This is a genomic window from Mucilaginibacter sp. (assembly GCF_036568825.1).
GTDB lineage: Bacteria > Bacteroidota > Bacteroidia > Sphingobacteriales > Sphingobacteriaceae > Mucilaginibacter.
Genome location: NZ_DATCRU010000005.1, coordinates 17,977 through 30,789, shown reverse-complemented (window position 1 = coordinate 30,789; position 12,813 = coordinate 17,977). Strand labels below are relative to the sequence as shown.

At 43.6% G+C, this 12,813-nt stretch carries 9 protein-coding genes; 5 read left to right on the top strand and 4 right to left on the bottom strand.

The window, feature by feature from the left end:
- Positions 1-141: 141 nt before the first annotated feature.
- From VIM89_RS01055 to VIM89_RS01045, 3 genes are read left to right on the top strand one after another with little or no spacing between them, the layout of a single operon-like run.
- Entirely contained in the window at positions 142-1,068 is a 927-nt protein-coding gene (locus VIM89_RS01055) for an aspartate carbamoyltransferase catalytic subunit (RefSeq protein ID WP_488154263.1), read from the top strand.
- A gap of 10 nt (positions 1,069-1,078) precedes the next feature.
- Positions 1,079-1,630, top strand: coding sequence for a hypothetical protein (locus VIM89_RS01050; RefSeq protein ID WP_488154262.1), 552 nt, complete (start codon positions 1,079-1,081; stop codon positions 1,628-1,630).
- Entirely contained in the window at positions 1,627-3,051 is a 1,425-nt protein-coding gene (locus VIM89_RS01045) for a serine hydrolase domain-containing protein (RefSeq protein ID WP_488154261.1), read from the top strand. Before VIM89_RS01050 ends, VIM89_RS01045 begins: the two co-directional genes overlap by 4 nt.
- Positions 3,052-3,216: 165 nt before the next feature.
- Here VIM89_RS01045 and VIM89_RS01040 read toward each other — a convergent pair whose 3' ends face one another.
- From VIM89_RS01040 to VIM89_RS01030, 3 genes are read right to left on the bottom strand one after another with little or no spacing between them, the layout of a single operon-like run.
- Positions 3,217-4,440 carry an efflux RND transporter periplasmic adaptor subunit gene (locus tag VIM89_RS01040; protein WP_488154260.1) on the bottom strand — a complete coding sequence of 408 codons (1,224 nt, stop codon included), beginning with the start codon at positions 4,438-4,440 and terminating at the stop codon, positions 3,217-3,219.
- Positions 4,421-7,684 (bottom strand): efflux RND transporter permease subunit, encoded by a 3,264-nt coding sequence (locus tag VIM89_RS01035; protein ID WP_488154259.1) that lies wholly within the window; start codon positions 7,682-7,684, stop codon positions 4,421-4,423. The genes VIM89_RS01040 and VIM89_RS01035 overlap by 20 nt, the downstream gene beginning before the upstream one ends.
- A 21-nt stretch (positions 7,685-7,705) precedes the next feature.
- Positions 7,706-9,109 carry a TolC family protein gene (locus VIM89_RS01030; protein ID WP_488154258.1) on the bottom strand — a complete coding sequence of 468 codons (1,404 nt, stop codon included), beginning with the start codon at positions 9,107-9,109 and terminating at the stop codon, positions 7,706-7,708.
- A 91-nt stretch (positions 9,110-9,200) separates the two neighbouring features.
- Between VIM89_RS01030 and VIM89_RS01025 the strand changes: the two genes are divergently transcribed.
- Together VIM89_RS01025 and VIM89_RS01020 are read left to right on the top strand one after the other, a co-directional pair.
- On the top strand, positions 9,201-10,202 hold the full coding sequence (locus VIM89_RS01025; protein ID WP_488154257.1) for a LysR family transcriptional regulator: 1,002 nt from the start codon (positions 9,201-9,203) through the stop codon (positions 10,200-10,202).
- Positions 10,202-11,416: a family 8 glycosyl hydrolase gene (locus tag VIM89_RS01020; protein WP_488154256.1), complete on the top strand. Its 1,215-nt coding sequence runs from the start codon at positions 10,202-10,204 to the stop codon at positions 11,414-11,416. Before VIM89_RS01025 ends, VIM89_RS01020 begins: the two co-directional genes overlap by 1 nt.
- A 76-nt stretch (positions 11,417-11,492) precedes the next feature.
- Here VIM89_RS01020 and VIM89_RS01015 read toward each other — a convergent pair whose 3' ends face one another.
- Positions 11,493-12,779: a flavin monoamine oxidase family protein gene (locus VIM89_RS01015; protein ID WP_488154255.1), complete on the bottom strand. Its 1,287-nt coding sequence runs from the start codon at positions 12,777-12,779 to the stop codon at positions 11,493-11,495.
- Positions 12,780-12,813: the final 34 nt, after the last annotated feature.

Genomic DNA, 12,813 nt, shown 5'->3' with positions numbered 1-12,813 from the left:
CTCTCAAAAAAGAAGCAGATGAGTTGACGGCTATATTCACAGCTATCGGCAAAACTGCAAAGACAAATCAAAAAAATAATAAATCAAAAAAATAATCAACAGGAAAATCCGAAATCGAAATTCCGAAATCCGAAATATAAAATGGCAGGACTGAGCACAAGGCACTTATTAGGCATAAAAGACTTGAATCGTACAGACATCGAGCTGATATTTGAAACTGCCGACGGTTTCAAATCGGTTCTAAATCGTCCGATCAAAAGGGTTCCATCGCTGCGCGATGTAACCATTGCCAATATCTTCTTTGAAAATTCTACCCGTACACGCCTTTCATTTGAGCTGGCTGAAAAGAGATTATCAGCTGATGTAGTAAACTTCGCGGCTTCCTCGTCATCAGTAAGCAAAGGCGAAACACTGATCGACACCGTCAATAACATCCTGGCGATGAAGGTAGATATGGTGGTGATGCGTCACCCCTATGCCGGTGCCGGTATCTTCCTGTCAAAACATGTTAAGGCACAAATAGTAAACGCAGGCGACGGTGCTCACGAGCACCCTACACAAGCTCTGCTGGATGCCTTCTCCATCCGCGAAAGATATGGTAGTGTTGAAGGTAAAAAGATAGCCATCGTTGGTGACATCCTGCACTCTCGCGTGGCGCTCTCCAACATCCTTTGCCTCAAACAACTAGGCGCAGAAGTAATGGTTTGCGGCCCGACTACCCTGATCCCAAAATATATCGGTGCCTTAGGCGTAAAAGTTGAGCACGATCTGCTGAAAGCGTTAAACTGGTGCGATGTAGCCAATATGCTGCGCATACAGTTGGAGCGCCAGGATATCAAGTACTTCCCTTCATTGCGCGAATACAGCATGCTGTACGGCTTGAATAAGCAAATACTGGATTCATTGGACAAAGAGATCACGATTATGCACCCGGGACCAATCAACCGTGGTGTTGAAATCACCAGCGATGTAGCCGACAGCAAACAATCGATCATTCTCGACCAGGTGGAGAACGGGGTGGCTATCCGCATGGCGGTACTTTATTTGCTGGCCGGGCAAACGCAATAAAAAGTTTGTGATGACAGCCGATGTTTTTAAGCAATATTTAAAGTCATCTTATAAGCGGCTCATCTTATCTGTAATTTTTGCAGCTCTTATTTGCTGGTATATTCACGAAGTTTGGTGGATTGTAATATATTTTATACTTGGTGTAAGTCGCGATATATATCATTTTGAGGAAAATCTCGAAAGAAGGAAAAAACTAAAAGCCAAGGGCCTAACTGAAGAGGATATCCGAAATATCACATTCGTGCAGAAGTGGGAAGAAACCCGTAAAGGTGGTTTGTGGAAGTACTGCGTGAGAGATGGTGGAATTATTACCGGAGCAGGACTGGCTTTAGCGTTAAGCCTGGTATATGCCATCTTATTTTCGCATTCATTCAAGAATATTTTAGCCGAACCCGGCTCTATGTTCAGCTTTATCGGATACGCTTATATTTCCGGAGCTATTATCGGCGTTATTATGTTCAGGATATTATGGTTATATAAAGAAAAACGATTCGCCAGACTAACGGATCCGCTCAATAATATACTTAAGAACGGAGATGCTTCCGGCGACGAATCTCTATGAGAAAAATTCAATTTATCGGTTCGATTCTAGTGCTATTTTTGAGTATTACTGCATCCGCCCAAAGCTTACAACAGCGCAAAAATGATTCGGTATTTACACTGGTTTACAAATACTTTAATGAGCGCCAGGCTGAATCGATCTATGAATTGGCGGGAGAAGGTTTCAAAAAACAATTAAGCGCCGAAACATTTAAATATGTTGCAGACCAGGAGCTTTTCCCGCTCGGCCCTATCCGGCAATCCTCACTTATCAGTTTCCAGGACAATAAATTGAGCACCTATAAGCTGGATTTTGACTCCGGAAGTTTACAACTATTACTTGCGTTGGATAAGGACGATAAACTCGATCTGCTCCTGTTTAAACCTTATAAGGAAGTGGCTGCGGATAAACTCAAACCCGCCCACACCTCTAACCTGATGCGAACGCTGACCGATAAAAGGGTCGACTCGGCGGCAAGGAATTATATTCAAAAAGGAAATACAGTTGGTTTAAGCATTGGGATCATCCATAACGGCGTGGTTCATACTTATAATTATGGCGAGACCGCTGCCGGGAATAATCAGCTACCGGAAACAAATTCTATTTACGAGATTGGTTCAATCACCAAAACATTTACCGCTACCCTATTGGCATACTATGCTAATGAAGGTAAGCTAAAACTAACGGATCCGATCACCAAATATTTGCCTGATTCTGTTTCCTCTAACAAAGAGCTAGAAGGTATTACGCTTGAAATGCTGAGCAATCACACCTCCGGCTTATCACGCTTGCCAGATAATTTCGAGTTTCATTCAAGTGATCCTTATGACCCTTATAAAGATTATACCAAAAAGCATCTTTACGAATACCTGAAAACCTGCAAACTCAGCAGTAAACCTGGCGAGACTTATGCCTATTCCAATTTCGGGGTTGGTTTATTAGGCAGCATTTTGGAACAGATAAGCGGGAAAACATTCGAGGAAATGATAAAGGAAGTGATCTGTACCCCGCTGGGCATGCAAAACACAGAACAACACTTAACTATAGCGCAACGACCAAGATTTGTTACCGTTTATAACGAGGATGGAAAAGCTACTTCACCGTGGACATTTCAGGTGCTTGCTGCCTGCGGCGCACTAAGATCGACAGTAGAGGACATGCTACTGTACATGAAAGCTAACATGGCGTCTACTCAAACTGAGCTTTCCAAAGCGATTGAGCTTACCCATCAGATAACTTATAATAAAGACATCAAATTAGGCTTAGGCTGGCACGTCATCGTAGTTAATGGCGTGGAATATTACTTTCATGACGGTGCAACTTATGGCTGCAGTAGTTTCATGGCATTTAATATTCAAAAGAAATTGGGAGTAGTTGTGTTATCCAATTCGGCCATTAGCACAAATGATCTGGGGGTTAGTCTGATCAAAAAATTGCAATAATCAATCCAAAAAATGTCATTTCGAATCCGCAGAATGGATTGAGCAATGACGCGGATGAGAAATCTTCTACACCCTGCAATCGAATATGCAGATCGTAGAAGATTTCTCCTCGCTCTCCCGCAGGCCATCGTTCGTCGAAATGACAGGAGAGTTTATAGATAGATATTATTTCTTCTTGGCAGATGAATCCGATTTACCATTAGCTTTATCCGGACCACTAACTTCTTTGCCTTCGCTGTTGCTGGATTTAGCGGCATTCGCATTTACTTTCACAGGTGAGCCGTTCCTGATCTCTTCAGAAGCTGCTTTTATGATCTGGTCGCCGGTTTTGATATCGCCATGAATTTCTACGTTATCTCCTGCTTCCATACCTTTCTGCACATCAACCCATTGCGCACGATTGTCTACAACCTTGATCACAAATACTTTCTCAGTTGAAGTAACCACCGCGGTTTTTGGTACGATGAAAGCACTGTCCCTTGCCGGAAGCGGAACATTTACATCGGCATACATATTCGGCAATAGCCTGCCATCCTTGTTATATACGTCAACTTCCAAACGTTCCGATCTTAACTTCTGATCCAGTGCGCCAGCCAAACGTTTTACAGGTGCAGTAAATTTTTCGCCTTGTAATGCTTTTACATTAAAAGTAACCTCACTACCATCATGCAATCCACCGGTATAATTTTCGGGAACTGAAATCACTAAACGAAGTCGTTTATGATCCTCGATAACAAACAAAGGCAGATTTCCGCTACCGCCAGCAGGACCAACATAAGTCCCCAGGTTAATATTACGAACAGTGATCACACCATCAAATGGTGCGCGTATCTGTAAGTAATCCAGGTTAGCGGTTATGACTTTATAAGCAGATTTAGCCGCTTCTACATTAGCAGAATCTGAACGCATTTTAGCCTGAGCCTGTTCAAGATCGTTTAGGGATACTGTACCAGGGGTTTTGCTTGTGCTATATAACCTGTCATAAGTTGCCTTGCTGGCAAACAATACGGCTTTATTTTGTTGTATTACCGATTTGGCCTGTTCCAGTTGTGAGTTGATCTCAGGGGCCTCCAAAGTAGCCAGTAATTGCCCTTTGTGTACCTGTGAGCCTATATCGACCAAAAGTGTCTTTACATAGCTGTTGATCTTGGCATAAAGGTCAACCTGCAAAAAAGGCTGCAACTCGCCCGGCACGGTAATGCTTGAGCTTAATTTTCCTTTCGCTGCCGGAACAAGCGCCACAGTCGGGGTGTCCAACGCATTCTCTGCTTCAACTGTTTGTTGCTGCTCTTCCTTTTCTTTTTTGTTTGGACCGCAGGAAGTTAACAAGCCCATGCCAGCCACAAAGCAAGCAAGAATAATAAGTGATTTATTTTTTAGGGTTTTCATGATGATGCAAAGGAACATAGAATTTACTTTCTTTATCTTCGGGGTCAAGTGATACAGAATCGGTAGTGGTATTGCCTTGTACCCAGGCAAAAACCAGCGGCAGTACAATTAATGCGGCAAATGTTGAGGCAAGCAGGCCGCCAATTACCGCACGGCCAAGCGGAGAGGTTTGATCGCCACCCTCACCCAGGCCAGATGCCATTGGAAGCATACCTACTATCATAGCCAAACTGGTCATCAATATCGGCCTGATACGTAAAGCTACCGCTTCGCGCGCCGATTTCAATGCGTCGCCATTGTGCTTGCGCAACTCTTCTGCATTGGTTACCAATAGCACTGCGTTAGAAATGGATACACCCACCGACATGATCATACCCATGTAGGATTGCAGGTTCAGCGTAGCGCCCGTTATCTTAACAAGGAATAATGCGCCACCTATTACCGCCGGGACCGTACACAATACCACCAGCGATACCTTGAACGATTGGAAGTTGGCAGCCAGCATCAGGAATATCACCAGGATGGCCACTATCAAACCTGATTGCAAACTATCAAGAGTTTCGGTCAATGTTTGGGCCATGCCGCGCAATTCAACTGTCAGGCCACGCGGCGGCTTTCCTAAATCCGCCAGGGCTTTATTTACGTCGTTTGTCGCAGTTCCCAAGTCCATTTTATTGATATTGGCCGTCACCGAAAGCGTTGGTACTGCGCCGATATCATCATCCTCACCGTTTGTCGTGTCCGTTTTTATTTCAGCTACATCACCTAATACAGGCCTTGGTTGGTTGGCGACAATCGGAATTTCGCGGATATCGTTCAGGCTCGACATTTTATATTCGGGTATCTCTACCTGCACCAAATAGCTTAACCCTACTCTTTCATCTATCCAGTTATTCTTTTCTGTAAAGCGGGATGATGAAGTAGAAGCCGTCAGCGTACGGGATATATCATTGATACTCACACCCAGTTCTGCTGCACGCACGCGATCAATATTAACACTAATAGCCGGATATTTATAGGATTGCGCTACCTGCACATCGCGCAGATAAGGAACAGACTTTAACTGTTTGATCACCTTTTGAGCATATTCCTGGTTTTGCTTTTTATTCTTCCCGGTCAATGCAACCTCAATAGGTGTGGTTGATCCCTGGCTTAGGATTTTATCCGTCAGTTCTATCGGCTCAAAAGATATTTTTACATCCGGCAAAGCTTTTTTCATCGTATCCCTGATGCGTTCTTTCAAATCATCCAGGTTTACCTTGTAGTTCTCATTCAAGCTCACCTGCATTACAGCTTCTTGCGGACCAGCCATAAACAGGTAGATCGGGTTTGTTGAGAATGATGAAGGGTGTTGCCCTACCATGCTTGAGGTAATGGCTATATTATTTTTGCCCACCAGTTTTTCCAGTATGTGCAGGGTCTTAATCGTAGTAGCTTCTGTGCGTTCCATTCTCGTACCATCCGGCCCGCGTAAACGCATCTGGAAAGCACCGGAATTTACCTTGGGCAATACGTCGCGGCCTATCCAATTGAACAACACAGCAGCAAAGCCAAGTGAGGTAATAACATAGAATATTACAACCAGTTTACGGTTAGGCATCAGGAATTTGTCAATCCTCTCCATATACCATTCCCGGAAACGCTCAAACCGGCTTACTTTACCTCCGTCATGATGCTCCAGGGTATGTTTAACGGCTTCTTCTTTTAATTTCCACTGATCCAGTTCGTCCTGTTCGTCGTGTTTGGCAGCATAGTTTTTGTCCTCATGTTCGTTCTTCATTAGCCAGTTGGCCATGATCGGCACGAAGGTTTGAGCCAAAACGTATGAAGTGATCATTGAAAAAGCAATCGCCATGGAAAGCGGCAGGAACAGCGCTCCCGGTATACCCTTCATGGTAATAGCCGGAGCAAATACCGCCAGGATACAGAACAGGATTAACAATTTAGGGAAAGCAATTTCCTTACAGGCATCCCATATGGCAAGCGCCTTAGGTTTACCCATATCAAAATGCTGGTGAATATTTTCTATGGTTACCGTTGATTCATCGACCAAAATACCGATCGCCAGCGACAGACCGCTCAGCGTCATGATATTGATGGTTTGATGAAACAGCGACAGGAAGAAGATACCCGAGATCACGCAGGTTGGTATCGTCAGGATCACGATCAAAGCACCGCGCCTGTCACCCAGGAACAGCAATACCATTAAGCCTGTCAATATCGCACCAATAGCACCCTCTTCGGCCAAACTCTTTACTGCATTGATTACATAAACAGATTGGTCGAATACGAACGAAAGTTTTACATCCGGTGGAAGCAATGCCTGGAATCTTGGAATGGCTTTCTTCAAATTCTGTACTACCTCCCATGTAGATGCATCGGCCGATTTGGTAATAGGCAGATAAACCGAGCGCTTGCCATTGATCAAAGCGTAACCATTGGTGATATCCGCGGCATCTTCTACAGTGGCCACATCGCGCATAAACAGCGTCTGCACGCCGTTTTTGATCAACGGGATATCTCCGAACTGAGGTATCTTTTTAATAGTGGTATTAGCCGGTGTCAGGTAGTTATAATCACCCACACGTACGTTACCGGCCGGTGTATTTTGGTTATTATCGCGTAATGCCTGTACAATCTGGTCGGGCGTTAAATTATGTGCTCGTAGTAAAGCAGGATCAACCTTGATAACTACGGTACGCTGGTTACCGCCAAATGGCGCCGGGGCAACAAGTCCGGGGATCGAAGTAAATGATGATCGGACGTATACCAGTGCGTAGTCGAGCAATTCGTTATTACTTCTGGTGGGGCTACTTAATACCAATTGTCCCACAGGAAGCGTCGAAGCATCAAATCGGAGTATGAATGGCGGCTGCGACCCTTGCGGGAAGCCGGCCTGGGCCCTGTTGGTGTAGGACGTCACCTCCGCTGCCGCCTGGGCCATATTAGTGCCCTCATAAAATGTAACCTTGATCAGGGTTAGCCCCTGTATATTTTTTGTTTCGATGGTCTTAACACCCGATACGAACAGCAACAGATTCACGTATTGTTTACCGAAATACGCCTCCATCTGGTCGGGAGTAAAACCGCCATAAGGGTGAGACACATAAATAACCGGCAAGTTTAGATCGGGGAAGATATCGATCTTGATGGTTCGGACAGCATTGATCCCGAAAAAGAATAGGCCTGCAACGATTACCAGGATTGTGATCGGTTTTTGCAGTGCGCCTTTAATCAGTCCCATTTATTTGTGTTTTATTTTAGATTAAAAATTGTTGATGAATAGCCCGAAATCGCCTGTAGCCGCCGCCTTATATAAAAGCGCCTGCCATACATTGTTGTAAGCAATGTCTTTATCAACCTCAGCACGATTCAACGTATAAAGTGCCTGGGTGAAATCGACAATATTAGCGAGACCATTCTTATATAAAGTGAATTTCTGTACGTAAGCATCGCTGGCAGCTTTTACTTCTACAGGTACCTCACGGTAATTCTTCAATGCATTGGATATTCTTGTATCGGCAAGTATTTGCTGATCGCGCAATTGCTGGCTCACCAGGTTGTATTCATTCTGATATTGCTCAGAAGTAAACTTTTGTGACTGAACATTATAATGCACCCTGAACGGATTGGTAATATTCCACACAAACCCTATCCCGAACAGGTAGTTATATCTTGTTGGATCGACACCGCTTCCATAACTGCTGGTATATGCGGCCTGATCGGTAGCATAGGCCGAATTAAAACCTGATCCCCTGCCCTGGTATACGCCAAAAAAACTAAAGGTAGGATAGGCAAACGTTTTTAGATACTTGGCTTGTTCATCGCTCACACCAATGCGGTCGCGATAATATTTTAGAATTGGGTGGTTATCTAAATTAACCGTTGATTGCTGATCGACGTTATTTGGTGTCTTGGTGACAAACACGCTATCCAATACAAAATTCTGAGGTGCAATGCCAAGATAGTTCGATAGCTGATTGCTCTGGTCCTGCACGGTTTGCTGTGCGTTGGTTAAAGCAATTCGTGCGTTGGAAACTTCGGCATTTGCTAAAGCTGAATCCACTCCGGGGTTCAAACCATTTTTTACTCTTGCTACCACTACCTTTTGCAAGTCAAGGCTGCGGTCAAGATTATCCTGCTGCGCTTTAGCCAGTTGCTGTGCTGCTAATAAATTAAGGTAAGCTGTAGCTACGCGCACCTGGTGCTGGAATTGTTCCTGTGCCAAATCGTTCTCATTCAATCCGACAATAGATTTTTGCACTTTAACTTTTTCGCGTGATCGTCCGAATGCGAAAAAGTCCCAGTTTACGTTAGCAAGATAAAGGGCACCGAAAGCGGCGTTCCAGTTTTGATTGGGTAGTGCCGGGCCTGATGAAGCTACGCTTAAACCGCGGTAACCATACAAGGGGCCATTTTGGCCATTGATTGTTCCGTAATCCTGTTGTGCCGATAAGTTCACATCGGGCAGGTATTCGGACTTGGTTTCTTTCAGATAAGCTTTTGAAGCATTCAGTTGGCTGGCCTTAGCTTTGATAGATGCATAATTGCTGAGCGCTAATTGCTCGGCATCCTTCATCGTTAGCACTTTTTCCTGACCGTGCACCTGAATGATACTGAAAAAGCCCAGAAAAGCATATATGAAATGCTTAAAATAGGGGTTGACCATAGACGTGTAAATTTGACACGACAAAACTAGACATTATGTGCTATATGAAAAAAATGAATTAATTTTGTTACAATCATTAAAAATACTAATAATGAATATAGCATTGCATCATTTCCGGTTAGTTGATACGATTTCGAAGGAGGGAACACTAACCAAAGCCGCTAAGACACTGCATCTTACACAATCTGCACTAAGTCACCAGCTTAGAGAATTAGAACGCGAATTAGACGTCCAGATATTCGACAGACAGGGGAAAAGGTTACATTTATCTGACCAGGGCTACCGTTTCCTGCGGACTTCCGAAAAAATATTAGCCGAAATTAAAGCGCTCGAAGAAGATATTACCAACTATAAAATGGGCCGTACAGGCAAGCTGACGATCAGCATGCAATGTTATACAGCCTACCACTGGTTACCCGGCATTATTAAATATTACAAAAAGCGCTGGCCCGATATAAATATTCAAATACTGTCTGAAGCTACCCGTCGTCCATTAGAATATTTAATGAATGGCGATCTGGACATTGGTATCATCCGTACCCAAATGGTAAATACCCGTATACGTTATGAACCTATTTTTGAGGATCAGTTGATGGCCGTTCTTTCAAAAGACCATCCGTTAGCTCAGAAAGACATCATAGAGATATGTGATTTCCAGGACGAGGAATTGATCCTTCCTTTATATGACCCATCCTATCAGGATACTCCCGTGATCGAAGCATTGATCGAAGCGCAACACGTAAAACCTAAAACACTGCACCGTATACATTATACCGATGCAACCATCGAAATGGTAAACGCCGGTTTGGGAATAAGTGTAATGGCTGACTGGATTGTTGAACCTTATTTGAAAGACCGAAATATCGTAGTAAAACCGTTGCATCATGGGGTAGCCAAACGCGCCTGGTTTGCTGCAACATGCAAACAAACTCCGGCCATTCAAAATTTCCTGGAATGCTTAAAAATGTATTTCGCGGGTGTTGATCTGAATGCCGACGAAACCGTTTTGCAGGAATACACCGGTACCATGCAGGCAATTGCACCTCTTACACGGTATAATGTCGTGCAGAATATCAAGAACTATCAGTACTGATGCGATTTAATTGGCTTGGGGTAGTTATCTTTCTTTGTCTTGGTGTAAAACTGTATGGTCAGGTCCCAAAAAGGCCTTTCCCACAACATGTAATTTATACCAAAGGCAGCATCAAGCCTAACCATATTTCACAGGATCAATTGGATAAGCTGACCCTGAGTTTTTATGAGCAATGGAAGAAGCGTTATATTAAATCAGGCTGCCATCCGGGTGAATATTTTGTTTGGTTTGAGCAGAAGGGTGATAAACAATGTGTATCTGAAGGTCAGGGTTATGGAATGATCATTACGGCTTTAATGGCTGGTGCCGACCAAGCCGCAAAAATCACATATGATGGTCTATATCAATATTATAAAAACCACCCGGCAAGTCACCCCTACCTCATGGCGTGGGCACAAACCCCAAACTGCCGCGATCTGGATAAAAGTACGGCTACAGATGGAGACATGGATATTGCCTATTCCCTCCTTTTGGCGGATAAGCAATGGGGAAGCAGTGGTAAAATCAATTACCTGCAGGAAGCCAGGAAAATGATCTCATCGATTATGCATTATGAGATCAATCCGCACACCTACTCTATCTTGATAAGCGACGCCATTGAGTATGACAGCAAGGATTACTATGATACCCGCACATCCGATTTCATGCCGTCAAATTTTAAAGCTTTTGAAAATGCGACACATGATGAAAGATGGAAAAAGGTAATAGATAATAATTACCGGCTATTCAATTATATGCAGGAGACATACAGTCCCGATGCTGGATTAGTACCTGACTTTATCCGTCACATTGATAAAAAACCTGTGCCTGCTCAACCAAATTACCTTGAGTCGCCATACGATGGTTATTATAATTATAATGCGTGCCGTGTACCCTGGCGAATTGCAACGGACTATTTGCTTAGCGGTAATAAGCGTGCTAAAACATTTAATGATCGAATTAATAAATGGGTACGAGAAACTACTCAAAATAAACCGGATAATTTATCAGCTGGATACACTCTTGCAGGCAACGACATCAAACACCGTTATTTTGAAGCATTGAGCTTTATAGGTCCATTTACAGTCTCAGCTATGACCGACAAGAAGAACCAGCAATGGCTGAATGATGAATGGGATTACCTGGTGAACTTTAAATTGAAGGATTATGATTATTATGATAATAGCATCAAGCTATTGAATATGATTATTCTGTCCGGAAATTACTGGCAGTGAGAGAGGTAAAAGGCGAAAGGTCAAAGGTGAAGGGCCATTAACTCAATCAACCATTCAACATAATCAACCACTTAACTTAATCCATTATCTCCCTTGCCGTTTCTAACCCACTGGTAAGCGCAGCTTCTACCGTACCCATAGCGGGGCCATCATATAAATATTCTCCGGCAAAGTAGATGGTGTAATTGATCGGGGTATTTAATACTTTCCGGGCTTCTGCAGATTCTACAGTGTCATAAGCATAAGAGCCTAATGTGAATGGATCGGTTGTCCAATTCACTACGTGCGAGGCGACGAGATCGTTTTTTAGTTTGTCCAGACCAATGTTAAATATTTCTGATAGCGATTGTAAACCTTCCTCTAATAATTCATCATTACTCATATCCTTCTTTCGCTCTGCAGGCGGGCCGCCCAGCCAACCCGTTAGCAGAGTTGAAGAAGAAGGATGTTGCGTCCACCAGGTTGGGATCGCTTCGTTTGAAAGTATAAAACTCATTTTGCTTAGATCCGCACCTGCTACCGACTGATCTAACCAAAATGCGGTTTTAAATTGAAATAATAGTTTTACGATCGCTCCAAAGCCAATCTGATTGATTGCTTCCCTGCACATCGCAACTGACGGGCTAATGGTAATAGCCGCCTGTTCCGATTGATCAGCTTTCAAAACACCTAATGGCAAGGCAATGATCAACTGCTTTGCTTTAAAGCTCTCGTTGACTGATGTCACTACTTCTACCTGCCCATGTGTCCAATGAATATGCTTCGCGATGGTATTCAGATAAAACTGAGCTCCGTTTTGCTCACTTGCATTCACAAGGTAATTAATCATTGCGCCATAACCACCTTTTACCCGATGCTGTTCGTCATCGTCTTCGCTTTGCCATTCTCTTCTCAGGGCAAACGCGCTGGCTTTGAACGGATCTGCTGTATCGTATCCCGAAACAAAACGGGTGACCCACGCCCTTAAGCTTATATATTTTTCATCAGCAAATTCCTGCAGTAAAAAACTTCCAATATTAATGTCCGTTTTCAATTGGTTAAGCTTTTCCAATAGCAGATCCCAATGCTCAAACTGTTCTGTATTCCTGGAAAACTTGCCATCATTACTATGCCACATCTCACCAGATGCTGGTTGTAATTCAATATTCGCTTCTTTTAGCAGTTGCAGCGTTACAGGCAAATCGCCATGAACAAACTCTGCACCCAACTCAGTGTGCAGATCATCATTTAAAGTATACATTCGCCCGCCTGCACGACTACGCGCTTCCAATATAATCACCTGTTTTCCGGCTTTTGATAGTTCATAAGCAGCCATTAAGCCTGCCGCACCCGCGCCTATAATAATTATGTCTGCGTTTTTCATAGTTGATAATGCAAAGTAAAGCAGATTTGCATTT

What these genes read in the sequence shown, in the direction of transcription:
- VIM89_RS01035 (WP_488154259.1), bottom strand. Translation starts at nt 7,684, where the DNA reads ATGGGACTGATTAAAGGCGCACTGCAAAAACCGATCACAATCCTGGTA.
- VIM89_RS01050 (WP_488154262.1), top strand. Translation starts at nt 1,079, where the DNA reads ATGACAGCCGATGTTTTTAAGCAATATTTAAAGTCATCTTATAAGCGG.
- VIM89_RS01040 (WP_488154260.1), bottom strand. Translation starts at nt 4,440, where the DNA reads ATGAAAACCCTAAAAAATAAATCACTTATTATTCTTGCTTGCTTTGTG.
- VIM89_RS01020 (WP_488154256.1), top strand. Translation starts at nt 10,202, where the DNA reads ATGCGATTTAATTGGCTTGGGGTAGTTATCTTTCTTTGTCTTGGTGTA.
- VIM89_RS01030 (WP_488154258.1), bottom strand. Translation starts at nt 9,109, where the DNA reads ATGGTCAACCCCTATTTTAAGCATTTCATATATGCTTTTCTGGGCTTT.
- VIM89_RS01045 (WP_488154261.1), top strand. Translation starts at nt 1,627, where the DNA reads ATGAGAAAAATTCAATTTATCGGTTCGATTCTAGTGCTATTTTTGAGT.
- VIM89_RS01025 (WP_488154257.1), top strand. Translation starts at nt 9,201, where the DNA reads ATGAATATAGCATTGCATCATTTCCGGTTAGTTGATACGATTTCGAAG.
- VIM89_RS01055 (WP_488154263.1), top strand. Translation starts at nt 142, where the DNA reads ATGGCAGGACTGAGCACAAGGCACTTATTAGGCATAAAAGACTTGAAT.
- VIM89_RS01015 (WP_488154255.1), bottom strand. Translation starts at nt 12,779, where the DNA reads ATGAAAAACGCAGACATAATTATTATAGGCGCGGGTGCGGCAGGCTTA.